This window comes from Methanoregula formicica SMSP (genome assembly GCF_000327485.1).
GTDB classification, from domain to species: Archaea; Halobacteriota; Methanomicrobia; order Methanomicrobiales; family Methanospirillaceae; genus Methanoregula; species Methanoregula formicica.
On sequence record NC_019943.1, the window covers coordinates 321,439 to 344,656 of the forward strand.

Sequence of the window (23,218 nt, forward strand, 5' to 3'; positions counted from 1 at the left end):
CTTTCAAGAGCCCTCTGGAGGTTTTCACTCTCGGAGAGATCAGCCCTGGATGTTACCCGAAATGAGAATGGGAAGTGGATCCCGGCTGAAAGGGGGAGGGGTATACCGAATACCACCCCCCCACAAGGCAGGGGGGTTACCGGGAATTTAAAAAAAAAGAGGAGGGGGGTATGCAGGACACCGCCTCACACTTTCCTGAGTACAGCAGCCCGGTTCAGGAAATACCAGTACCGGTCCTCAACCCGGAACCCGGTGTTTTCCAGTAGCGCAAGGTTTTCCGCGAACTCCTTACCGGGGACGATATACAGTGGTTCGGTGTAGAAGAAGGTACCCCCCGGCTTAAGGAGCAGTGCGATCTCACGGAAGTATTGTTCCAGGTCCGGCACCTCGTGCAGGACAAAGATGGCAAACGCCACATCGAATGTCCCGTGCAGCTCTATAGGAAGATCGATCCGGTCAGGCGGGCACCGGTGCGTCCGTACCCGCGACATCAGTTCCTTGCGGTCAAGTTTTTTCGAGAGGATGTCGAGCATCTCCTCCTGAAGGTCGGCAGACCAGACCTGCCCGATCTCTCCTACCCGCAGGGCGAATTCCCGGGTGAAGAAGCCCGGCCCGCAGCCGAAATCGAGCACACGGTCACCGTACTTTACGTACCGTTCCGCCAGCCGGTCGGGACGGTAGAGGAACCGGCGGAACGCGGTATCGAGGTGGGCGGCATTCTTTGCTGAAAAGACCTCGTGCTGGTGGCGGCGGGGCATCTCACCCGGAGACATAGAGAGATCTGCGTGCACTTCGGGGATAACTGTTCCGGCAGTCTTCCGACTCTATCCCAATGTTAATATCCAGAGACTCTGTCATAGTTTTACGTAGGAAGATACCCATGAAACGCATTGTTCTTCTCATCCTGTTCGTCGCAATTCTTGCCGCCGGGTGCACATCCCAGAAAACATCCCCGTCGCAGGGGGATGCCCTCTATGCACAGGCAGAAAGCCAGTATGCACTGGAGAACTATCATGCTGCTGCTGACCTGTACGAGAAAACATCCCGACAGTACCGGGCAGAAGGCAATGCTGCAAAAGCAAAGGAAGCCCTGAACAAGGCCTCCCTTTCTGCGCGGATGTTCGTTGAGTTTCCGTACAACCAGTCGGTCATGGCAGCCATGATCGATGAAGCATATCCGTCAGCATCGGCCGGGCAGAAAGAAACATGGCTCTCCTGTAAAACGGGCCAGTGCATCACGAGTGACGGGGAAACCCTGTACTTCACCGATACCGTTGGCAATGTGAGGTACCATAATTCTGACCTGATACGAAATGCAACCGCGGGCATGGGCAAGACGCCATTTTATGACGAGATGAAGCCCCTTACAGCGACCCCTGCCACAGAGGGGGCAGTGTATGTCAACCCGGTCCGGTGGGAAGGCACAGAAACGCTCAGGATCCCCGCAGGATTGCTTCCGAAAAACGGAACCTTCCGGCTCTGGGTCCCCCTGCCCGTTGAGTCCCCCTCCCAGAAAGACGTGACCATTATCTCCGTTGAGCCGGCACAGTACGTGAAATCGCAGACCGGTACAGATGCAGATATGGGCCTTACATACCTTGAGATCCCCCTGGAGTCCGTGAAAGGCGATTTCCTCAATATTACCGCACGGTTCCGCTACATGCAGTATGAAGTGCGGTACACGATCGATCCGGCAAAGGTAGGAACGTACAACTCGAGCGATCCTGAATACCAGAAGTACACCGCATCCGGAAAGAACATCGTAGTCTCACCCGAGATGAAAGCAAAGGCGCTCTCGATTGTGGGGAACGAGACCAATCCCTACCTGCAGGCAGAGAAGTTGTACTGGCATGTTGTCTCGCATCCCTACAGCCATGTCCCCCATGTATGGCTCAGCGCCAGCGGGACACCTGAATCGGTCTATATGCTCAGGACCGGCTACGGTGACTGCGGTACGCAGAGCATGTACTTTGCCGCGCTCTGCCGTTCGCTCGGTATCCCGGCCCGGGCCATCGGCGGCTACCAGCTCGTCCCCGGCTATGCGGGAACTCACTTCTGGTCAGAGTATTACCTGCCAGGCTATGGCTGGATACCGAACGACGTGACGATAGCCGAGGGTGCGGAATGGTCGTACGAGGCATCGGACGATGACCGTCACCAGTACAAGGACTTCTATGCGAGAAACCTCGACCCATACCGCTACATCATCCAGAAAGATGTGGACGTCCCGCTTACCCCGCCCGCGGGCAATGTCGTCATGTTCGATATGGTCGTGCAGTCGCCCAAGGCAGTCTGCGACACCTGCGATACCGACCCGGAGTTCGAGATGCTCGAGAACTGGAAGGTAGTTGTGAAAAAGGTGTAAGCGGGAATAATCCCTTTTTTCTTCCGCTCAGTCCGTTACCGGGTCAGCCGCCCGCAGACAATGGTCGTGTCCTTCTCTCCGGCAGCGGTGCTCGCCCCGCCCTCCCAGTACAGGCCGACAGGATTCCCATCGGTATCTGTCATGAAGCCGAGGATCCCGGTGCCAAGACCCGTCTTCCATGCGGATCCGGTCCGCGAGTCATCGCTGTGTACTGTGCCGGTTGAGTCAAAGATCCGGACCATGACCTCGTCCGCCCGTTTCGGGTTGATCGTTGGTTCCCCGGCAATGATCCACATGTGACCGGTGTCGAGGGTATTCGGTCTCAGCCAGAGACAGACATCTCCGGGCCTGAGATCAACGGGCCTTTGGACCTTTGATCCATACAGGGCCGCCGGGCTCTTCGTGTCCATGGTATTGAACGCGGCAGCATAGGACTCTATCGAAGGGTTGGCACCCTTGCCGATCTCACTGTACGCTGCCGGTGTTGCATTCATGAGTACGTGGTCGACAAATCCGAGGCAGTCGAATTTGTAGGTCCCTGTGGTATCATCCGATGTATAGGGTGGGTGGACATACTCGGTTGACCTGATATTTTGGAACATCCGGTACGTTTCACGGAAGACCGGGCTGTCAGATTGCACGGATGCGAGCTGTTCCGCGATTGACTCTTTTATGGTAGTGGATGCGGGGAGTGCAGCCATGGTCTCCTCCATGGGAATCCCCTTATGGGCTGCAGGGGATGGAGAGGCAGGAACGGTTTGTTGAGCAGATGGGGAGGTACAACCTGCAATAAGGACGAGTGAAACACAGAACAGGACAGGGAGAAGAGACGATAGCCGGAGATCCATGCAATGAATGGAATTGCGGACGGAATAAAGGATGAGAAAAGGAGAACTTTAATTCCCGGCAGCCGGTTTCTCTTCTTCCGGCTCTTCTTCTTCGCCTGCCTTCAGGGTCTTCATCGAGGGGAAGAGGATGACCTCCTTGATGGAATTATTGTTGGTGAGAAGCATCACGAGCCGGTCGATACCGATGCCGACACCCCCGGCGGGGGGCATACCGAACCCGATCGCATTGATGAAGTCGTAGTCGATCATCTGGGCCTCGACATCGCCCAGCTGGCGTTTTTTGTCCTGTTCCTCGAACCGCTCCTTTTGGTCCACCGGGTCGTTCAGCTCCGAGAAGCCGTTGCCCACTTCCATGCCGGCAATGAAGAGCTCGAAGCGCTCGGTGAAGCCCTCCTTCTCGCGGTGGCGCTTGGCGAGCGGTGAGTTCTCGACCGGGTAGTCGTAGATGAAGGTCGGCTGGATGAGTTTCTCCTCGACAAGCCCTTCAAAGAATGCGATGAGGTACTCACGCTGGGACTGCGGCTTGTCCGGGTCCTCGATCCTGTGCTCATGGGCGAGTTTCCTGAGTTCGTCAACAGAGTGGGCGAAGATGTCGATGCCGCCGATCTCCTTTACAGCATCCGCCATCGAAAGTTTCCTCCACGGTTTTGTGAAGTTCAATGTCACGTCGCTGAACGGGAGCTCGTACTTCCCGTGGATCTTTTCGATGATATACGTGACAATGTTCTCGGTGAGCTCCATCATGTCCCGGAAGTCACGGTACACCCAGTAGATCTCGACCATGGTGAACTCTGGGTTGTGATCCGCGTCCACACCCTCATTCCGGAAGTTCCGGGAGATCTCGAAGACCTGCTCGAACCCGCCGACGATTAGCCGCTTCAGGTAGAGCTCGGGAGCGATCCTGAGGTAGAGCTTCTGGTTAAGGAAGTTGTGGTAGGTGGTGAACGGCCGGGCGTTTGCGCCCCCGTAAACCGGCTGGAGTATGGGAGTCTCGAATTCGAGGAACCCATGGTCGTCGAGGTATCTCCTTAGGAGCGAGATGATCCGACTCCGGTTCCGGAATGTCTGCCGGTTCTCTTCGTTCACGATCAGGTCAACGTAGCGCTGGCGGTAGCGCTTCTCCACGTCCTTTAACCCGTGGAACTTCTCGGGGAGGGAACAGACCGCTTTGCAGAGGAGACTGAATTTGTCCACCCAGATGGTGATCTCCCCCAGTTTCGTCCGGAAGACGTGACCCTCGACCCCGATGATGTCCCCCCGCTCGACAAACTGGTTGAAGAGCTCGAATTGTTCCTCGCCGAGATCGTTCTTACGGATGTAGAGCTGGATCTTGCCGCTCTCGTCTGCAAGATCGGCAAAGATCGTCTTCCCATGGTTCCGCACGATGTGGACACGCCCGGCCGTGGAGACGCTCTCGGCGCTCTTGTCATGGGTGATCTCCGCGTACTTTGTTTTGATCTCGGAGACGGTGTTCCTGCGGTCGAATGTCGGGGGAAACATGCAGTGCCCTTTCTCACGGAGGGCCACGATCTTGTCGAGCCGTGTCTGGTCGAATGCGGTATTCTCGGTGGAGTCGGTCATTGTGTATGCACCACGGTGTAGGACGGTATGTATCCTATCTATGGGACCCCGGGCGTAATAATACCATAATAATCCCCCGTCAGGGTTCCGGGAATCCGGCTTATCATGGGGGTATCAGTGTTTTTCGTGTTTCTTCAGGACTCCGGAGGCATACTTTGCCAGTCCGTAGACCCCGTCGGTGGACGGGTGGACCTCGATGAAGTCGGAAAAGTCGTGAACCAAAAAGTGGCGCTTCATCAAAAGTGCCATATAGCCGGCAATCAGCCCACCCCCGGGCGAGGCCGTGGCCATGCCGCTGAGGGTGCCATCCGGTGCAACAAGGATCTTTGCAAAGCCGGTATCTGAGGCCGGGACAGCCCAGAATGTTCCGGGCCCTGCTACGCCCGGGATGACAAGCGGTTTTGACCGGGGATTGTTATCGGAGCAGAACGCAAGTTCATACCCGAGGTTGAGGGCCTGGGGGATGGCTGAGTAATCCATCTTCCTCCGCGCCCCGAGGATATTGTCCGCTGCCACGATCCCCTGCAACCGGGCAACAGGGGTCAGGAACGGCGGGCCGGTGACATCGCCTGCGGCATAGATACCAGAAATGGTTGTCTGCATGTACTCATCCACGATCACCTCGCCGTTGGGTCGTTTTGGAATCCCTTCAAGCATCCCAGAATTGGGCGTGAGTCCTGCTGCTACGAGGACCGCATCGCAGGCAAGAACACTCTCTTTTCCGCCATTTTTCAGAGGGATCTTGAGGTTTTCTGGTGAACCTCCGACAGCAAGGACATCGGTGCCCTCCCGGATCTCCACACCGGCAAGCTCGCGCACCGCCCGTTTCCGGATGGTCTCATCGAGATTTTTCAAAAAACCGCTCCGGGAAAGAACCGTGACCCTGCTCCCGAACCGGGAGAAGATGTAGGCGAATTCCGCTGCCATGATCCCCCCGCCAATGATGACAAGCCTCCCTGGCAGAGATTTCATAGCCTTAAGGGAATGCGGAGTGAAAACGCCTTCATTCCTTATACCATCGATGTCCGGCAGTGCCGGGCGTGATCCGGTGGAAAGGATGACGGCTTCGCTTTTCAGGCTCTCGCTGCCAACAATAACCTCCCTACCATCAAATCTCCCTTCCTGCCCGTAGAGAATTTCCACACCGGCATCCCGTGTCTCCTTGTCAAGGACATCCGTGATGGTTTCCTGCACCTTTGCCATCTCGCGCAGGAGCGCCTCAAAGTCAAGATCCGGCACCTTTCCGAGGATCCCGAGCTTGCTGAACAAACCCGCGGCTTGGATATGCCGTGCAACGTCGTTCATGGCACAGACCGGCATGCACCCGTAATGGAGGCACTGCCCGCCGATACCACCTTTCTCGACGAGCGTGACCTCCCTGCCGGCAGATGCAAGTCGGATCGCGGCAAGCCGTCCTGCGGGGCCACCGCCAAGAACCACGATCATGAACGCCTGCCCATCCGGCTGAAGCAGGAATTGTTGCAGGGTATGCCCCTGCGAAAACTGATAAAAAGAGGAAAATGCGGGATCATGTGCGTGTCAGAAGACTTCGACGCCCTCATCCATTGGCTCTGAGAGCAGTTCACCGGTAAATGCATTTACTTCCACGATCTTCTTGCCCCGGATCTGCCAGACAGGGATGTAGACCTGCCTCGTCTCCACAGTGATATTCTTCCGGTCGGGCTTCAGGACCTTCTCCTCGTAGAAGATCGCGTCCCCCTTTTCCTGCTTGATCCGGACCTTCTGGGTCAGCCTGTCGATCAGCTCGCTGACGATCCGTTCCGTTGCCTCCTCTTTCCGGATATGGGGATCGCACACTTCGGCCCCGCCGGGGATCTCTTTCTCCTCGGCCTGTTTTCCATCAAGGTCGATCTTGATCCCATTGATGGCATTGATGGCCCCCCACCCGTCAGCATCGAACGGGATCCGGCGGTCCTTGTACACCTGCTCCCCGGTGCTGGTGAAGTGGAAGAGGAAGTAAGGCATGAACCGAAGCTTGGCCTGTCCCTGGACACCTCCGGCCCGGATTGCAGCCTGTTCTGAAATCTTGACCGGGAAATGGAGGAGCGTGATTCCCGATGGCTCATCCTTTGCCACCTCAGCCGCTGCAATAGCCGCAGCCTTTGCCCGTGACGCGGTGAGATCGAGAGCAAGTTCGCGACCAACGATATCTGCAAGCACTGCCTCGCCGGTGTACCGGACAAATTCCTCCACTCCCCACTGGATGCAGTTCTCTGTGGTAATACTCTTATCAAGGGTGAAGAGCAGTTTCTTGCAGGTCATCTCATGATCGTCGATCATGAGACTGTAGTTGGTTTTATCGAACTGGGCGATCATGTTCCGGTCGTTTGAGCAGAGCACAAGAATGCATGTGCTGTCATGGATCGCAGAAAGGTCGAGGGGGTCGTCGACCTCTTCCACCTCAAAACGAGCCGCTTCAAGAATGAGTCTCATCGCATTCTTGGCTTTTTCCCGCATGTCGTGTTCCATTAAGAATACATTTTCGTGGTCTTATAGAACAATTTTTCTATTGAAATGCCCGAGATTACTGTAATGAACCCCCCTCTGAAATTTGTCAACAACAAAATCGAGGACTATGCCCTCCAGACAACCTACGATCCGGCAAAAAATGAGGGGAGCATTGTCTATAATCTGTCCCTGGTAAAAACCGGGGACTTGGAATTTGCCATCTCGGTATTGAAGGATGCTAACCGGTCCGGCATCAGCATGAGCGGGCTTGTTAAGTTCCTTGAACCGGAAAAGAAGATCTCAGGGCTTACGATCCCTCCCGGCTGCACGGGAATCTGCACCATGTGCAGCATCTCGTTTGACGGCATCCTGATCCGGCATGGCATCCCGGTGAGGCCCATCGGGGGCGGGATTGTGGAGATCGAGAACCGGACACCGGTGCGCTTCACCCATATGATCCTTTACGAACACACCACCATCGACCCGCTCCAGGTCCTGATGTCCCAGAAGACTACTTCTGTGACGGATGTGATGCGCAAGGGCAGCGGCAACATCCTTGCCAATATCCGCGAGTTCCATATGGAAGCCGAACCCCTTGTCGGGCAGGTGCTCGATGAACTGTCCGGTAGCAACTTCTCCGGGGTGCTCGACGTTGGTATGCCGAACGTCCCCCTTCTCGGTGTCCCGGTCAGCCCGCAGTTCATCGGTATTGCCGCCATCGGGGGGACAAACCCCCTCGCAGCCATCCGGGAAGCTGACCGGTGGATCCAGGTTCAGGCCATGAAAGGTCTCATCGACGTGTCGGAAATGGACGAAATCCGGGACTACTAACGAACGTCTTCGTTCCAGAATGTTTCTCCCTGAACGTCTCTCCAGATTGTCCATAACACCATGACACCCGGTATTATCTACTTGAAAGGTGAACGATGTGGTTATGTTTGGGTGGGACGGGGAGCTGCCTCCTCCAACGGTTCGGACAATTAATGAGATGCAACCAGTCCTTGCCGATCCGAACTGTGCACATGAGGGTCCGTTGTATTGCATGTACCGCGATCTTGCACAGTCCGATGCCGACTGGACGTGGTTGCATGCCCATAAATTGCGGTACGACCTGACGGTAATCCCCCCCAACAATCTCTGCGGGGAGTGGGTTAAGACCAAAGGTCATTACCACCCGAGGAACCCGGCCGGCGTGGGCTACCCTGAGATATATGAGGTCCTGGAAGGAACAGCCCGGTATCTCCTTCAGTCCCTGGACCTTCTCGATATTGTCATGATCGATGCACGTGCCGGAGATCTTGTCGTCATCCCGCCCGGGTACGGCCATGTCACCATCAACCCGACAACTGATGAGACGCTGGCTATGGCAAACATTGTGTCAACGGAATTCGAGAGCGAGTATGGGGAATATATCTCCCGCCGCGGGGCAGCGTATTTTGCGCTCTGTAACGGCGAGATCCGGAAGAACGCACGTTACCCCCGCGTTCCCTCGGTACGGTCGGCAAGTCCGGGATCCGGACATTGGGGCGTCCCCAAAGGCCCCCTGTACAGCCTGATCGGGGACGAGAAGGCCCTCTCGTTCCTTAACTATCCCGAACGGTTCAGCACTCTCTTTGAGAACCTGTTAAGAGGCTAGGGGCAGGCATACGCTTGTGCCCGCTCTTTTTCACCAGTGCGAGCACCTTCTCTTCCGAGGGATTTTGTGCCTTCCATGAATTCTCTTCAAGTGCCCTGAGTGCTGCATCGATCTCGGTGTAGGAAAGCCCGATCTCCTTCTCGTCGCTTTGCCCTGCCCACAGTCCGGCAGAAGGGACCTTCCTGATGATGGGTTCCGGTATGTTTAGTTCTCGTGCAGCTACGAAGATGTCGGTCTTGTAGAAATGGAGGAGAGGCTGGATATCAGCAGCACTATCGCCGTATTTTGTGCTGTAGCCCAGCATATACTCGCTCCGGTTGGACGTGCCACAGACAATCCGGTGGTCACGGTTGGCGTAATAATAGAGAGTAATCATCCGGATCCGGGCCATCAGGTTTCCGAGGAGATAGGGTGTTTCTGTAAAGCCAGGCATAGTCCGAAAGCCTTCGAGCATCGGATCGATACTGATAACTTCATAGGGGATTTTAAACCGGCTGCACAGGTCTTCAGCATCGCGGAGATCGTCAGGGCTACTTACCGATGAAGGCATCAGGAGGCCTAGTACGTTTTCCGGCCCCACTGCCCGGCAGCAGAATACCGCCGCTACTGCCGAGTCAATCCCCCCGCTCAACCCTATGACAATCCCTTTGCACCCGGTCTGCCAGTAGGCATGCCGGACCATCTGTTCGATCCTGCCCAAACGGCACCAGAGCCCGTCCTCTGTCTCCATACACCTCTGCCTCTAATTGTTACCGGGTTTCTTCATCAACTGTTCGGTGCTTGTTCTGTTCTGCTTCCGTTTCTTGTGCTGCAGCAGAGAGCATCTCGCCAAGATTCAGGATCGCGTGGGGTGCTGCCGGGTGACGGTGCGCATATGCTCCAAGTATGTTCTTCACATCCTCATACAGGGAGTCATTTTGCCGTGCGGCAGGCACGCTGCTCTCCTCCAGCCCGTGAATCCGGGAATACTGGGCGATCTCGCAGGAGGGAATATGGCAGAAGGGAGCGAAAACGGGACGTGTGCCTGTATCTCCTCTTCTCCCAATGATGCTGGTCATCGGCTCCCCCCTGAGGATTCCGGCAAGGATAGCTGCAGAACAGTCTTCGAGCGTGGTTGCGAGCGCTATCCGTGTTGCTCCGGTGCGTCCTGCTATAGAATCAGGACTCTCGTGGGCTCCTCCCGGGATCCCCGATACTAGGATATCCCTCCGTTTACCGGCCAGATTGTGGAGAAAGAAGAGAAGGGCTCTTTCGGCGGGATCTCCTGTGATGATCACAGCGATATGATCGCCTGGGCACATTCCTTTTTGCTGGCGGATCGTGCGCTTGGCTTTTGTTTCGATATCGGCTACAAGGTGCTCCACACAGAGATACTGGCCGGAGTATGGCTGGTAATGGATTGCCTTCTGCCGGCACTTGCTGCACTGCATTCCGTCTGACCCGATCAGTTCTGGACAATGCAAGATGTTTAAGGTTATGCAGCCTGGAATGCCCGGGTGCTGAAGGTTTTATACTCTCGCACATAACCTCTCTAACGGATATGGTCGTCGCCGCGGAACAGATCCGCAACCTGAACAAATACGAGCGGTCGATCCTGCTAGCCCTTGAACGCGGGATGAAGCGGTACTCTTGGGTGCCGCTTGAACATATACGGGCTGCAACAAAGCTCTCCGAATCCGAGGTCAATTACCGGCTCTCCCGGCTCATTGCCTGGGGAATGGTCCGGTTCAACCCGGTGCCGTACGACGGGTATGCCCTTGTCTTTGGCGGATATGATACCCTGGCTCTCACTGCGCTGTCCCAGAAAGGTACACTCTCGGCGCTGGGAGCCTTGATTGGTGAGGGAAAGGAGTCTGTTGTGCACGAGGCACTTGGTCTTGGCCCCGTTGCCGTCAAGTTTCACCGGGTTGGTCAGCGTTCCTTCTCGTCAGCGCGGGTGAACCGGGAGTACATGGAGGAGGGGCACTGCCCCTGGCTGATCGCCTCAAAAAAGTCGGCAGAGCGTGAGTACCTGGCCTTAAAAAGGCTGCACCCTGCGGTGAGTGTTCCGCTTCCCATTGCCCAGAACCGGCATGCCGTGGTGATGTCTCTTATTGAAGGGGGGATTCTCAACCGGACCGCGCTTGAAACCCCTGAAAAAACCCTCGATGAGATCCTGGAAAATGTCCGGAACGCGTACAGGGCGGGCATCATCCATTCGGACCTTTCGGAATACAATATCCTTGTTGAGAACAGGCGATGTGTCCTCATCGACTGGCCCCAATGGATCGGGACCGCTCACCCCAATGCTGAGGCCATCGCTGGACGGGACATCGACAATATTCTCGCATTCTTCAGACGGAAATATAAGATCCGGCGTGACCGGGAGGTTGCGTTGCAATGGGTGATCGGCTGAAGGTTTTCGGTATTGACATCGTCAAAGGATCAGTCCGTTCCCGCTCCCGGCGGCCGATGTACGCGCTCGTCCGTATGGACGGCTCACGGATCGAGAGCGAGACTGAGGTCTCCCTGTTCCGCCTCTTCCGCCTCCTTACCGCAGAACAACCGGATATCCTTGCCGTTGACAGCCTGCAGGAGATCGCGGCAGACCAGCACGAACTCTTTTTCTTCCTGCAGGGGCTTCCCCCCCGGACCCGTCTTGTACAGGTGACGGGAGGTGAACGCAAGGAGTCGCTCCAGAAGGTTGCCGGCCGGTACAATATCAGTTTCAACAAGTTCGATCCCTTTGCGGAAGCACGGACAACGGCACAGGTTGCCACGCTGGGCGCCGGGGCTGAAGTGATTGCGTTCGAGAACGAGAGCGAGATTGTAGTCAGCCGTCACCGTTCCCCGGGCAAGGGCGGGTGGAGCCAGAACCGGTATGTGAGGAAGATGCATGGGGCGGTGCAGCTCAAGGGGAGGGAGATTGAACAGGCGCTTGTTACCGCTGGCTTACGGTACGAGAAGAAGGAAACCCGGGCGTTTGGCGGGTGCAGCAGGGTTGCGTTCCGGGTTTTTGCCGTCCGTGACCAGGTGCCGGTCTCCACGTACAGGGGTGCTGATGTGCAGGTCCGGATCAGTGGCAAGCGGCTTGAGCGGATCCGGTTCCGCCCGCTCTCCGCGAAACCCCGGTACCTGATCGTGGGAATCGATCCCGGGACAACGACGGCCTTTGCCGCACTGGACCTTGATGGCAACCTCCTCCACCTCCAGAGCTCGCGCCAGATGACGATGTCCGATGTGATCGAGGCGCTCTATAAGGTGGGAAAACCGCTCATCATCGCCTCTGATGTCGAGGAGATGCCCTTCACGGTCGAGAAGATCCGCCGTGCGTTCTCAGCGATCGCGTTCACCCCGAAACAGGATACCAGTGTCGAGACCAAGATGGAGCTTACTGCCCCATTCGAATACACCAACGACCATGAGCGCGATGCGCTGTCTGCGGCGCTCGATGCCTTTCGGCAGTACCGCCACCGGTTCCAGAACCTGATGAAACGGATCCCGTCGGGGCACGACCTCGATGAGGTGAGGGCGCGGGTCCTCCGGGGGCAGTCGCTTGAACAGGTCATCGGGGAGATGAACACGGTTACCCCTGTTTTAATTCCGGATGCCGCGCCGGTTACGGTCGATGAGAAACATGATGAGCGGGTGCGGGTGCTGGACGGGATGGTCAAACGCCTCAGGGCATACGTGGCCGAACTGCAGGAAGAGATCAAAGCAAAAGATTACGAACTTCACCGCATGTCCTCACGCCTGAAGAAGGTCAGCACTTCCCGGGATGCAGCGCTGGCAAAGAATGCCGAAGTGGTAAAACGGGATGCAGTCATCCAAAGCCTGAAAAAACGCCTGCACAAAGAGGAGCGGCACAACCGCAACCTGGTAAAGCGCCTTGCCCGGATCCGGAAATTTGCCGAGCTCTCGATGGAAGGCGATGTGGTCCCGGTGAAGGTCATGGACACCCTCACAAAGGAGGGACTTCGCAAGCTCGCAGACGATGTCGGTGTGGATGAGGGCGATCTGGTGTACGTGAACAGGACTGATGGGTGGGGAAGGAGCATTGTCCGCGATATTGCTGATCTCCGCGTGCGTGCCGTCATTGTAGCAGAAAAAAATCTTGCCGTCGGGGACCCGCACTTATCCCTCTCATTCCGTGAGGCGGGTATCCCGCTTCTTTCCGATAAGGAGACAATTACTCAGGTCCGGGGGAAACAGGGGCTCTGCGCGAAGGAGGCGCTGGAATCTACGCTTGCCCGCTGGAAGGGGGAGCAGGAGCGGCACGAACGGGAGAAGAAAACGGAACTGATCGAGCACATCTTCAAGGAGTACAAGAGCGAACGGGGTAAGGTAGTGAAGAAAGGTGGATGACCGGGATCTTCTGAAAACCGTGATGGGCATTGTCGGGAAGGAGAAATGTGTTGATGACTGTGCCGAGTTTGCCTGTGGTGGGCAGGTAATGGTGGCAACAACAGATATGCTCCACCGGTCAACCGATTTTGTCCCGGGGATGACCGACTGGCAGGCCGGCTGGATGAGCGCAGCAGTCACCCTCTCTGACATAGCGAGCATGGGCGCTGCGCCGAAATATTTACTGATTGCGGTTGGCCTTGATGACTGGAAATGCCTCGAGGGTGTCATGCAGGGGGCAAAGGACTGCTGCATGAAGTATGGCGCGGAGATCATTGGCGGCGACATCGACCGGCATAATGAGCTCACGGTCGTTACGACCGGCCTTGGACTTGTTGACAGGCGGGACATCGCCCGGAGGACCGGGGCATGGCCGGGCGACCTTGTCTGTATCACTGGTACGCCGGGACAGGCGCAGGCATGGCTGGATGGGTACCACCAGTTTGAGAAGTATTTGTTCGAGCCGCAGCCACGGGTAACGGAGGGGCAGCTCCTCGGGAAGGCCGGTGTGAGCGCAATGATGGACGACAGCGACGGGATTGCCCTCTCGCTCTATGACCTGATGAGTGTGAACGAAAATTGCGGCTTTGCGCTCGATTTGTCGAAACTCCCCCTGCCAGCCGGCATCCCTGCAGAACGGGCACGAGAACTTGCACTCTATGGCGGCGGTGACTATGAGCTGATCTTTACCATCGCACCGGACCGGTTCCCGGTGGATGATGTGGCCGCTACTGTAATCGGCACGGTCACCGAGAAAAATGCCGTCACGGTTGACGGTATCCCTCTGGAAAAGCGGGGCTACCAGCACCGCTGGGAATAACTTTTTTTTCAGGCAGCATTCCGCGGGCTTATCGCAGTTTCCTTATATACAAGGCGCAAGAGACATTTCTTCAGAGAGTACAGGCGGGAAGACAGGCATGGAACCACTCGAGAGCAGGATGGCACGGCTGACGCCGGAGCAACGGATGGAAGTGGAAGATTTTGTTGATTTCCTTCTCCTGAAGAATAATTTCCACAAGAATCCACCAGCAGTCCCCTCCCCATCGCCAATCCTGATGAACGCCCCCCCGGTCCTTTCTGCTGAGCCGGTTCCTGCAGTGCCGGCAATGCAGATGGAGAATCCACTCATCCATGAAGAACCACACCTGCCGGAAAGCGGTCATGATCCGGGACCTTTCTCTCTCCAGGAGATTGCCGATTCTGGTGAGGACGGGTATATGGACTATGGTAAATATGAGCAGGTTGCTATCCCTGCTGCAGGATCCGAAAAGAGCGTGAAACGGAAGGTCATTGCACGGGAGGCTGAAGGGAAGTCCCGCCACCTGCTTGATTGGGTGGACTGATCCTGCCTGTTGAGGTCTTACATCGAGCGATAAGTCCGGTAATACAATAGTTTATCAACAATTGTTTTTTCTGATCCGGAATAGAGGGTGACAATCACCCGGATACGGTCTGTCCCCCGGGTGCCCTGCAGTTTTACCTCTGAGAGCCGCTGGTTGAAATTGAGTTTTCCCCCGGTCTCTGTCCCGTCTGACCGCGTCAGGATAACCCGGTTGTCTTTTATAAGCCCCATCCCTGGCCCCCCATTGAATGTCACGGTCACCATGGCATTGCTGTTGTCCTTGTTCGCATCGATGTACAGCTCCGTGTCTTTTGCAAGGGTCTGCGTTGGTTCCACGGTCAGCACTACCGTATTCACCAGGGCATCCGAACTCCGGTAGTCAATTGCTGATGAAGTGCCGGCTGCGCCGGAAGCATTCAGGCCTGTGGGCGGGTTGAAGATCCCTGTCAGCATCATAACTGAAAGAAGGATAACCACAACGAGACCAATGCCTGCAGCGGCAAGTACTTTCGTATTCCACACGGGAACTCCTGATGAGGGTCGGCTGCCGGCGGCTTCTTTTGCCTCCTCTTTCGGGGTCGGAATAACAGGAGTTGTTTCAGGCATCTGCCCCGGGGAGGATTCGTCAGGGATTTCTTGAGGTACGAGCTTCGGCACCGGTGGGGATGCAGCTGCTTCTGCAGGTATCGGAGGAACAGCTGTCACAGTTCTTTTGCCGATGATGTGCTCCACAGTCCCGACAAGACGGTCGATATGTTGTTCCATAGGGGGTGTGACGGCATCGAGCCAGTGCGGTACACCGATAAGATATTCCATGGACTTCGAGGGAGTGACGTCCTCGATACGGAACGGGATGATGATGCGCCCCTTGTTCACGGCATGGGTCAGCTCCCTTGTCACATGGGGAGACTTGTTCGCCGACGAGGAAAAAATGACAACAAGCACTTTTCCTTCTTCAATACCCTCGATGATGGCTTCAGGAAAGTTCTTACCGGGATTGATATCCCGCGGGGCGATCCAGCACCGGATATTCCGCGATTCTAATCGTGCACATACGGCATCGGCAATGATCTTGTCCTCCTGCGCATAACTGATAAAAACGTCATGATGGCCGGAACTCTTCTGGAGTGGATCGTCTGTCATGTGCCTGTCAGGATCGCGTAGAGATCCTGCCCTCCCTCTATGGATTTTTATCAGGACTATATGATGATTAGTGTTGCCGTTACACGCGGACAATCTTCAGGTATACCTTTGCAAGGATTGCCGGCAGCGCCCTGACAGCGTTCCGGTCCTTCATTCTCTGCGCGTCTGAAAGATTGGCCCAGGGGAGGATGCAGTCATGGATCTTCTGCATGTCGTCCCTATTCCCTACGTAGACCCAGCCTTTCTTCACCCGCTCGTCGATCCACCGCTCGTGTTCCATCTCGGCAAGGAGTTCCACCTCATTATCCGAGAAGGCAAAGAGCGGCTCTTTATCCCCTGAAGAGAGCGCGATGGTACAGTGGATGCGGTGGAGCATCTTCCAGATATTCTCGGCCTGACGGATATTCGAATCCTTCAGCCGGTTGGGCAGCTCGTTCCAAGGAACCATGGAGGAGTTCGTCTCGGGGGTCTGGCCTGCTTTTCCTTCGTTTTCCAGGTAGTGTTCATGGATTGCCCGCGCAACCAGCTCCCGGGTACCGGTTGCACCGATGTCATAGTATTTCCTGATGATGGTGCGGACCTTCTCCGATTCAATCCATCCCTTATCGATCCTTGTTATGATATCGTCGATCTCGGTTGCCAGGGTGTGGATCTTTCCTGCAGTCTTCTGGTCTTCAAGCAAATCCGAGAGGCCGATGATGGCGGTGAGCGGGTTGCGAAGGTGGTCTCCCAGGATGGCGAACTGTTCGATGTTCTTCTCGATCTGGGCATAAGCATCCCTCTTGAACTGCTCCATCTCAACAAGCTCGGTAATGTCTAGGCCATAGACCAAGGCACCCGCGATATTCCCGTTCTTATCACAACGGGGAACCATGGTGAACCGGATGACATGATTCATCCCATCTTTTCCCGTCAGTGTTTTGGTTGCCGTGGAATGGTAAAGACCCGGTGCGGTAAAATCATGAATCTCCGAGAGCAGTTCATCAGAGAAAGCTGGAAAGAATTGACGAAGGTGACGGCGGTATCCCGGGACGTCTTCATATCCCATGAACTCGTTGAAGATACGGTTGGACCAGGCCACTGTGCCATCGGGCTCCAGTACCAGCACCCACTCTGCCAGACCGTCAAGGGCAAAGAGAAGGGTTTCCTGCAGATTGGCTGGTGGATTGTCCATCCGAGATCACCGCAACTGTTTGATGATATACTCCTCTGTCCCATAACACTTGTCAAATGTGAAACGAAGCGAGCTGGGAATAGATAACCTTCGGTAATTGATTGTTTTTTGGAAAATGAGAATGGACTCGACGGGATTTGAACCCGTGGCCTTCACGTTGCAAACGTGACGATCTACCCCTGATCTACGAGCCCGCATGCACCTGTCTTTGCGGTATGTTATTTTTCTGCGGATTCCATATAGTTGTTACTGATCCTCATATAGCAAGGAAGATGTAGGGAGGGCTCCAACGTAGATGCGTTGACCTATGGCGCAACTGATCATTGAGCCGAAGAAGGGAAAGGACGGGCAGATCGAGTATATCGTGAACTACCATGACAAGAAGAGCGATAATTCGTTTACTATCACGATAACCACCGATCTCAATGAAGCCATGGAGAAGCTGAAAGCAACACTCGACGATGAAGTGCAGGCAATGCTGCAGAAGAAGTGACCAATCCCTTTTTTGAAAACAGCGATGGACCCGGCGGGATTTGAACCCGCGGCCTCTACGTTGCGAACGTAGCGATCTACCCCTGATCTACGAGCCCGCTTGATGTGTTCTGTATATTTTCGAGTCTTTGGGATATAGTTCTTGGCGTCCTGTCAGGAGTTTGGGAAAAAGAAGGTGTTTAGAGGATGATCTCGATATCGAGTTTCTCTGCCAGTTCCTTGTACCGGTTCCGGATGGTGACCTCGGTCACACCGGCGACCTCTGCTACTTCGCGCTGGGTGCGCCGCTCCCCGCCCAGGATGGAGGAGATATAGATGGCTGCTGCGGCGACACCCGTCGGGCCACGGCCGCTTGTCAGTTCGCGTTCCCCTGCCTGACGGAGGATCTCCACTGCACGGCTCTGCACCTCGCCCTTGAGGGTGAGGCCTGAGCAGAACCGGGGCACGTAGTCGATCGGGGAGGTCGGGAGAAGCTTGAGTCCCAGTTCACGGGAGATGAACCGGTATGTCCTGCCGATTTCCTTCCTTGAAACACGGGATACTTCTGCAATCTCGTCGAGCGTTCTTGGCACGCTGCACTGCCGGCAGGCTGCGTAGAGTGCAGCTGCTGCAACACCTTCGATGCTCCGGCCACGGATCAGGTTCTTGTCAACAGCGTCACGGTAGACGACGGCCGCGGTCTCACGGACGTTCCGCGGCAGGCCCAGTGCCGAGGCCATGCGGTCCAGCTCGGAGAGGGCGAATGCGAGGTTGCGCTCGGTTGCATTACTGACACGGATCCGGCGCTGCCACTTGCGGAGACGGTAGAGCTGCGCCCGGTTCTTGGAGGAGATGGCCCGACCATAGGAGTCACGGTTGCGCCAGTCGATCATGGTCGAGAGACCTTTATCGTGGATCGTGAAGGTCATCGGTGCACCGACACGTGACCTCTTCATTCTCTGGTCGTGGTCGAATGCACGCCACTCCGGGCCGCGGTCGATGAAGTCGTCATCGATGACAAGCCCGCAGCTCTGGCAGACAAGTTCTGCACGTTCGTAGTCGTGGACAAGCTGCCTGCCGCCACACTCGGGGCACACGGTTTCCGTGTGGTTCTCGGCTTTCTTCTCCTGCTCTTTCTGTTTCGTCCTCGCCTTGAGCGCTTCACGCTCGGACTGGAGGACTTTAAGTTTCTCGATTTCCTGCATCCACATTCACCTTATCCTGATAAGCGGGCATTTTGATTACGGGATTTTTACCGGTATCCCTTAGCGGGAGTTACTTTGTGAAGAGTTTCTCATTGGGCTGGACAGTGCATTTTTCCCGGCAGAGAACGGCGGCATACGGGGCTTTGATGTTCCCGAAGAGATCCAGGATCTTTCCCACGGGCTTCATCCGCCGATCGCTTACCTCGCTGTACAGCGGGGGAAGCTGGGCGGCATCGCACTGGATGATGAGCATCCGGCTGCCAATAGTGCTCATCGCTCGGCCAACAACTTTCACGAATAACCTCGGGGGTACATTAATGCTGATTCTTTTAGTAATCTATATATGTGCGACGGCACGGTATTTAAATGTTGCGTGAAAGTATAAATAGAAAATTCAGAGCCCGAGAAAATCGTCGATATTTAAAGATAGTACTTCCCTGCACTCCCGGTCGCTCAGCCCGGCTCCTTTTGCAACAATAAATTTCGCGCGCTCGTTCATGATGTCATGGGGTGCGTGCGCATCCGAATCCACGACCAGCTGGCAGCCAGCCTGCCGGGCAACCTGTACCACATGACCGTTGGTCCGGTTATGCCCCCCGCGTGCGGTCAGTTCAAGCGCGATACCGTTCTTTGCGGCAGTTTTTGCGTCCTTCAACGTGATGAGACCCGGGTGGGCAAGAACATCCACATATTTACATCCGCAGGCTGCATGATTGGTGCCCTCGGCAACCGGCTCGACCGGCGTCTCGCCGTGGACAACCACGATATCTGCCCCCCGTGTTTTCGCTGCCTTTGCCAGGGAAGCGATCTGTTGCGGGGGAACATGGGTGATCTCGATGCCGCAGAGCAGGCGGACCCCGAACAGGTCAGCGGATTCCCTGACCAGCGCAATTGTTGCGAGCAGGGACTCCGCATTGGACGGATCCGCATGGTCGGTGACCGCAACAGTCGTGTATCCTGTCACTGCCATGCGGCGGACCAGCTCGATTGGCAGCATCTCCCCGTCCGACAGGATCGAATGGGTATGGAGGTCATACATGCCACTCATTTCCGCGCCTCCAGTCTCTGGGCAACCTTCCGGATCAGCAGCTCCTTCTTCTCCTTCCATTCAACAACGAGCCGGCCCTCGCGCCGTGTCCAGTGGGCCGGGTGGTGCTTGTCCTCTGCGCGGAAGGGTATTCCCGACTTTTTCAGCGCCCGCTCAAGATCTGTCAGGACCGGTGCCTTGACTCCGATACTGCGCGGAACCCGCCTCCCTTCAGCACGCGAATATGCCGCATTGAAGTAGCAGGGATAGATGATGCACTCTCCAGCTGCCATTGCCAGATCGTTTGTGGGTCAAGGTATAAACACTGCACGCTCCCACCTTCTATCATGCATCATATCGACGTCAAGCTGGAGAAGGACGTGTACGACGCAAACAACACTCTGGCCGACCATAACGCAGCGCACCTGAAAGCCCACGGGGTGCGTGCGTTCGATCTGCTGGGGGCAATCGGGTCCGGAAAGACCTCGCTGGTCGAACGGCTCGTGCCCCTGCTGGAGAAGAAGGGTCTCAAGGCCGGGGCAATCGCCGGTGATGTGTACGGCGATGACGATTTCAAGCGAATCGTTGCAACCGGCATCCCCGCGTACAATGCAAACACAGGAAAGGAATGCCATCTTGACGCACATCTAGTGGAGCACGCAATCGACCACCTCCCGCTTGACGAAATTGATGTCCTTTTTATCGAGAATGTCGGCAACATGGTCTGCCCGACGGACTTCCGTCTTGGTGCAGAAAAACGGATCGTCGTGGTAAGCTCAACAGAGGGGGATGATGTCGTGAACAAGCACCCGATGATGTTCCGCGACTGCACGATCAGTGTTATCAACAAGGTTGATCTTGCACCACTCGTTGGCTCGAACCTTGACCGCATGCAGGCAGACATTGCCCGGTACAACCCGGGTATGCCGGTATTCCGGACCAACCTGAAGACCGGGGACGGTGTAGCAGCACTCCTTGATGAAATCCTGGCATGAAATGCCTGAAAAAGAAGTACTATAAATAACCCGGAAGTGAATATATAGAGCACCACCTTCGGGATGCGGTCCCGGGGAAATAAGAGAGTGACACCATGCAGTGGCAGGGAGAATCAGTCCGGAAGGTTACCGGTGGCAGGCGCCGCCCGGCAGCCATGAAGAGGAGAGCAGAGATCGGCCGTGCGGCAGCAGACACCCACCTCGGTGAGCCCCGCAGCCGTGTTGTGCGGACATATGGTGGCAACCATATCACCATGGCCCTCCGTGCAAATTTTGCCAACGTGACCAACCCGAAGAACGGGGAGACAAAGAAAGTGAAGATTGAGAAGGTCGAGCAGAACACGGCCAACCCGAACTATGTCCGACGGAACCTTGTCACCAAAGGTGCGGTCATCAGGACCGAACTCGGGTCTGCCCGGATCACCAGCCGCCCCGGACAGGACGGCATCATCAACGCAGTGTTACTCGAATAACCAATATCCCATCCTTTTTTTCGTTACCGCGGTTTTGTAACCGTGTTTTTCGCAATCTTTTATCTCTATCGTGCACAATTCTTTTCTCATGCGAAGGATCTATTATCGTTTCCCGCAGCGGGTGGATCTCTCGTTTGCCATGGGAATGCCCTTCATCGAGACGCTCAGGTACATTGCAGAGCTGGACAATACGGAATCGACCAAAACTACCGGAAAAGAGCTGGTCAAGGTAAAGACAAGGGTTGAGATTGCAGTTGACCGGGCCACGTTTGGTGAGATAACGCCGGACCTGCTCCGACCCGGGGCCATCACGGAAGCTGTCGACCTCCGCGTCTCCGTTCTCGCACTGGCCCTGCGCGGGGGAGGCAAGGTTCCTATAGCAAACGATATCTTCTATCTCAGGCTTACCGATCAGGTCTCCCGAACGGATATTGACATAGCAAAGGAAGGCCGCGGGGAAGGGCTGGATGCCCTTGACATGAAGAATATCCTCCTTGGTGCAGGAAAGTGACCCTCAGGACAACGATCGCCGCCCCGTTCCGGCACACCCGGAAGAGCGGGATGAAGAAGAACGAGCTGGTCTACTATTATGCCCTTGACCGGAAATGGATGAGCACGGATCAGGCCAACCAGCTCCTCCGCCGGGCCGAGGAGGATGGGCTCCTGAAACAGGAGAGCGGAATTTTCTCGCCGGCATTCGATACCGCTGCAGTGACCATACCGGTCGGCTTCAAGCCCACTTCAGCTATTTTCGAGCGCAACGATCCCATGCAGGAGCTTATCGGCCGCATAGCGCGGGCACGAAAGGTCGAGGAGACAGAGATTGTAGCAGAGATGAACAAGGTTATCCGGGAAGGATTCGACACCCATCTCCTCCCTCCGGCAGCCCTGGTTGTACTGGCAAAAAAGTACCATGTCTCCTGCGATGACCTGCGCGATCCCCTCCGGCAGGCCCTGCGAAAGGCATAGCCGGGAAAAATATCCGAATGCGTGTCCGGTTTCACCAGACACGGTACTACACAAAGTATTTCCTTAAAATATTCAATATTCTACATAGAATCATACAGGAGTCAGACTATGAGACATGGAAGGAGAAGAGGAATGGACCTCGGCAATCTGCCGTGGCTCCCCATTGCCGCCGTCATCGGTGTGGTTGCTGTTGTGATCATTGCAGCGTTGTTTTTCCTTGGCGGAGGGCCCGGGGGGGACAGCTCCCCGTCACCTGCCGTGAGCAACACTCCCTTCCCGCAGACCCCCATGAAGGTAACCCAAGGTGTAGCAGCCATCACGGTCCGCGAGACCACAGCACCTGCAGTCCCGCCAACCGGAACCTGGGTGATGGTTGAGTACATTGGAAGTTTCAAGGGAAGCTACGGGATGCCTTCCGATATCCAGAAGGCCGAGAACTCAGGGATCCGGCTGTATGAAGTCGTGAATGCAACAGGTGCGGTCAAGGCAGAGTTCCAGAAAAAGGATGGCTCAACGAAGCACGACCTCACGGTGACCATATACCGGGACGGCAAAGCGGTGAAGTTCGCAAAGAACAGCTCCGCCTATGGTATTGTCTCCGTCCAATACCTGTAATCTTTCTTTTCCCGCGCCCGTGCACGAAAAAACGCAATAAAAAAGATAGTTTTACTTCTTGCCGACCCGGGCCTTGGGTGCGGACTTTTTCTCTTCTTTCTTTTCGCCCTCTACCTTGGGGAAGAGCTCATCAAGGGACTTCTCGCCATATGCCGTGACACGGGCGTTGATCTGCACGAACTCAGCGGTTATCTCGCTCGCACGGATCATCTTCCTGCGGCGTTCCCCGTCCATGACCGGGTGAAACCCGATGCCCCCTGCAAGGAGGAGTTTCTTGCGCCCGGCTCCCGGGACACTCTTCTTTGCAGCGATCCCGGTCCGGTCGGTTCCACCGGTGATCTGGATCTTGTATCCGGCAAGCCCGAGCGAGCCTGCTTCGATTTCATCACCGATACGTTTCCCTACGATCGCACCTGCTGCGCCGCCAGTGGCGTCAACATTGTAGGCGCGGCCGGTCTTGGGGTCTGAAACAACGACTTTGAACTCAACCATACCTGATTCTTCCTATTATATTTAGTAACC

27 protein-coding genes and 2 tRNA genes are annotated in these 23,218 nt (G+C 55.8%); 13 read left to right on the forward strand and 16 right to left on the reverse strand.

Annotated elements, in window-relative coordinates; all coding sequences use genetic code 11:
• Positions 1–185 precede the first annotated feature (185 nt).
• Positions 186–773, reverse strand: a complete 588-nt coding sequence (locus tag METFOR_RS01635) for a class I SAM-dependent methyltransferase (protein WP_015284368.1) — start codon at positions 771–773, stop codon at positions 186–188.
• A gap of 107 nt (positions 774–880) precedes the next feature.
• Between METFOR_RS01635 and METFOR_RS01640 the strand changes: the two genes are divergently transcribed.
• Positions 881–2,365, forward strand: coding sequence for a transglutaminase domain-containing protein (locus METFOR_RS01640; RefSeq protein ID WP_015284369.1), 1,485 nt, complete (start codon positions 881–883; stop codon positions 2,363–2,365).
• Positions 2,366–2,400: 35 nt separating this feature from the next.
• Here METFOR_RS01640 and METFOR_RS01645 read toward each other — a convergent pair whose 3' ends face one another.
• The 4 genes from METFOR_RS01645 to METFOR_RS01660 all read right to left on the reverse strand — a co-directional run bounded on the left by METFOR_RS01645 (position 2,401) and on the right by METFOR_RS01660 (position 7,284).
• A complete protein-coding gene (locus METFOR_RS01645) occupies positions 2,401–3,066 on the reverse strand; it encodes a hypothetical protein (RefSeq protein WP_015284370.1) in 666 nt (221 codons plus the stop codon).
• A 195-nt stretch (positions 3,067–3,261) separates the two neighbouring features.
• A complete protein-coding gene (lysS, locus tag METFOR_RS01650; RefSeq protein ID WP_015284371.1) occupies positions 3,262–4,794 on the reverse strand; it encodes a lysine--tRNA ligase in 1,533 nt (510 codons plus the stop codon).
• Between the two features lie 114 nt (positions 4,795–4,908).
• Positions 4,909–6,240 carry a dihydrolipoyl dehydrogenase family protein gene (locus METFOR_RS01655; RefSeq protein WP_015284372.1) on the reverse strand — a complete coding sequence of 444 codons (1,332 nt, stop codon included), beginning with the start codon at positions 6,238–6,240 and terminating at the stop codon, positions 4,909–4,911.
• Positions 6,241–6,333: 93 nt separating this feature from the next.
• Positions 6,334–7,284 carry a hypothetical protein gene (locus tag METFOR_RS01660; RefSeq protein WP_048110744.1) on the reverse strand — a complete coding sequence of 317 codons (951 nt, stop codon included), beginning with the start codon at positions 7,282–7,284 and terminating at the stop codon, positions 6,334–6,336.
• A 63-nt stretch (positions 7,285–7,347) separates the two neighbouring features.
• Here METFOR_RS01660 and METFOR_RS01665 point away from each other — a divergent pair, with 63 nt between their 5' ends.
• Positions 7,348–8,094, forward strand: a complete 747-nt coding sequence (locus METFOR_RS01665; RefSeq protein ID WP_015284374.1) for a DUF128 domain-containing protein — start codon at positions 7,348–7,350, stop codon at positions 8,092–8,094.
• A 103-nt stretch (positions 8,095–8,197) separates the two neighbouring features.
• Positions 8,198–8,899, forward strand: coding sequence for a glucose-6-phosphate isomerase family protein (locus METFOR_RS01670; RefSeq protein WP_015284375.1), 702 nt, complete (start codon positions 8,198–8,200; stop codon positions 8,897–8,899).
• Here the strand turns inward: METFOR_RS01670 and METFOR_RS01675 are convergent.
• A complete protein-coding gene (locus tag METFOR_RS01675; protein WP_015284376.1) occupies positions 8,865–9,629 on the reverse strand; it encodes an NAD+ synthase in 765 nt (254 codons plus the stop codon). The two genes, METFOR_RS01670 and METFOR_RS01675, sit on opposite strands and share 35 nt — an antisense overlap.
• 19 nt (positions 9,630–9,648) lie before the next feature.
• On the reverse strand, positions 9,649–10,329 hold the full coding sequence (locus tag METFOR_RS01680) for an adenine nucleotide alpha hydrolase family protein (RefSeq protein WP_015284377.1): 681 nt from the start codon (positions 10,327–10,329) through the stop codon (positions 9,649–9,651).
• A gap of 110 nt (positions 10,330–10,439) precedes the next feature.
• On the opposite strand from METFOR_RS01680, the gene METFOR_RS01685 reads away from it, so the two are divergent.
• The 4 genes from METFOR_RS01685 (at position 10,440) to METFOR_RS01700 (ending at position 14,625) form a co-directional block, all read left to right on the forward strand.
• The gene (locus METFOR_RS01685; protein ID WP_015284378.1) at positions 10,440–11,294 is read left to right on the forward strand and encodes an RIO1 family regulatory kinase/ATPase domain-containing protein; all 855 of its coding nucleotides are present in this window, start codon (positions 10,440–10,442) and stop codon (positions 11,292–11,294) included.
• Complete coding sequence (locus METFOR_RS01690; protein ID WP_015284379.1) at positions 11,279–13,243, forward strand: DUF460 domain-containing protein; 1,965 nt, start codon at positions 11,279–11,281, stop codon at positions 13,241–13,243. The genes METFOR_RS01685 and METFOR_RS01690 overlap by 16 nt, the downstream gene beginning before the upstream one ends.
• Entirely contained in the window at positions 13,236–14,102 is an 867-nt protein-coding gene (thiL, locus tag METFOR_RS01695) for a thiamine-phosphate kinase (protein WP_048110745.1), read from the forward strand. Before METFOR_RS01690 ends, thiL begins: the two co-directional genes overlap by 8 nt.
• A gap of 97 nt (positions 14,103–14,199) precedes the next feature.
• Positions 14,200–14,625 carry a hypothetical protein gene (locus tag METFOR_RS01700; RefSeq protein ID WP_015284381.1) on the forward strand — a complete coding sequence of 142 codons (426 nt, stop codon included), beginning with the start codon at positions 14,200–14,202 and terminating at the stop codon, positions 14,623–14,625.
• A gap of 17 nt (positions 14,626–14,642) precedes the next feature.
• Here the strand turns inward: METFOR_RS01700 and METFOR_RS14350 are convergent, their stop codons facing one another.
• The 3 genes from METFOR_RS14350 to METFOR_RS01715 all read right to left on the reverse strand — a co-directional run bounded on the left by METFOR_RS14350 (position 14,643) and on the right by METFOR_RS01715 (position 17,135).
• Complete coding sequence (locus METFOR_RS14350) at positions 14,643–15,767, reverse strand: toll/interleukin-1 receptor domain-containing protein (protein ID WP_015284382.1); 1,125 nt, start codon at positions 15,765–15,767, stop codon at positions 14,643–14,645.
• A gap of 79 nt (positions 15,768–15,846) precedes the next feature.
• Positions 15,847–16,941: a RyR domain-containing protein gene (locus tag METFOR_RS01710; protein ID WP_015284383.1), complete on the reverse strand. Its 1,095-nt coding sequence runs from the start codon at positions 16,939–16,941 to the stop codon at positions 15,847–15,849.
• A gap of 122 nt (positions 16,942–17,063) precedes the next feature.
• Positions 17,064–17,135 (reverse strand) — tRNA-Ala (locus METFOR_RS01715).
• A gap of 113 nt (positions 17,136–17,248) precedes the next feature.
• On the opposite strand from METFOR_RS01715, the gene METFOR_RS01720 reads away from it, so the two are divergent.
• The gene (locus METFOR_RS01720; RefSeq protein ID WP_015284384.1) at positions 17,249–17,434 is read left to right on the forward strand and encodes a hypothetical protein; all 186 of its coding nucleotides are present in this window, start codon (positions 17,249–17,251) and stop codon (positions 17,432–17,434) included.
• Between the two features lie 25 nt (positions 17,435–17,459).
• On the opposite strand, the gene METFOR_RS01725 is transcribed toward METFOR_RS01720, so the two are convergent.
• The 5 genes from METFOR_RS01725 to METFOR_RS01745 form a co-directional block, all read right to left on the reverse strand.
• Positions 17,460–17,531: transfer RNA gene (locus METFOR_RS01725), tRNA-Ala, on the reverse strand.
• An 81-nt stretch (positions 17,532–17,612) separates the two neighbouring features.
• Complete coding sequence (locus METFOR_RS01730) at positions 17,613–18,617, reverse strand: transcription initiation factor IIB (protein WP_048111065.1); 1,005 nt, start codon at positions 18,615–18,617, stop codon at positions 17,613–17,615.
• A 70-nt stretch (positions 18,618–18,687) separates the two neighbouring features.
• Positions 18,688–18,912 carry an H/ACA ribonucleoprotein complex subunit GAR1 gene (locus tag METFOR_RS01735; protein WP_015284386.1) on the reverse strand — a complete coding sequence of 75 codons (225 nt, stop codon included), beginning with the start codon at positions 18,910–18,912 and terminating at the stop codon, positions 18,688–18,690.
• 99 nt (positions 18,913–19,011) lie between these two features.
• Positions 19,012–19,665: a histidinol phosphate phosphatase domain-containing protein gene (locus tag METFOR_RS01740; RefSeq protein ID WP_015284387.1), complete on the reverse strand. Its 654-nt coding sequence runs from the start codon at positions 19,663–19,665 to the stop codon at positions 19,012–19,014.
• A complete protein-coding gene (locus METFOR_RS01745; protein ID WP_015284388.1) occupies positions 19,662–19,937 on the reverse strand; it encodes a signal recognition particle subunit SRP19/SEC65 family protein in 276 nt (91 codons plus the stop codon). The genes METFOR_RS01740 and METFOR_RS01745 overlap by 4 nt, the downstream gene beginning before the upstream one ends.
• Positions 19,938–19,991: 54 nt before the next feature.
• Between METFOR_RS01745 and hypB the strand changes: the two genes are divergently transcribed.
• The 5 genes from hypB (at position 19,992) to METFOR_RS01770 (ending at position 22,696) form a co-directional block, all read left to right on the forward strand.
• Complete coding sequence (gene hypB, locus METFOR_RS01750; RefSeq protein WP_015284389.1) at positions 19,992–20,639, forward strand: hydrogenase nickel incorporation protein HypB; 648 nt, start codon at positions 19,992–19,994, stop codon at positions 20,637–20,639.
• A gap of 95 nt (positions 20,640–20,734) precedes the next feature.
• The gene (locus METFOR_RS01755) at positions 20,735–21,112 is read left to right on the forward strand and encodes a 30S ribosomal protein S8e (protein ID WP_015284390.1); all 378 of its coding nucleotides are present in this window, start codon (positions 20,735–20,737) and stop codon (positions 21,110–21,112) included.
• Positions 21,113–21,200: 88 nt separating this feature from the next.
• A complete protein-coding gene (locus METFOR_RS01760; RefSeq protein ID WP_015284391.1) occupies positions 21,201–21,623 on the forward strand; it encodes a hypothetical protein in 423 nt (140 codons plus the stop codon).
• The gene (locus METFOR_RS01765; RefSeq protein WP_015284392.1) at positions 21,620–22,081 is read left to right on the forward strand and encodes a DUF2240 family protein; all 462 of its coding nucleotides are present in this window, start codon (positions 21,620–21,622) and stop codon (positions 22,079–22,081) included. The genes METFOR_RS01760 and METFOR_RS01765 overlap by 4 nt, the downstream gene beginning before the upstream one ends.
• A gap of 132 nt (positions 22,082–22,213) precedes the next feature.
• Entirely contained in the window at positions 22,214–22,696 is a 483-nt protein-coding gene (locus METFOR_RS01770) for a hypothetical protein (protein ID WP_015284393.1), read from the forward strand.
• Between the two features lie 51 nt (positions 22,697–22,747).
• On the opposite strand, the gene METFOR_RS01775 is transcribed toward METFOR_RS01770, so the two are convergent.
• Complete coding sequence (locus METFOR_RS01775; RefSeq protein WP_015284394.1) at positions 22,748–23,188, reverse strand: 30S ribosomal protein S6e; 441 nt, start codon at positions 23,186–23,188, stop codon at positions 22,748–22,750.
• Between the last annotated feature and the right edge of the window lie 30 nt (positions 23,189–23,218).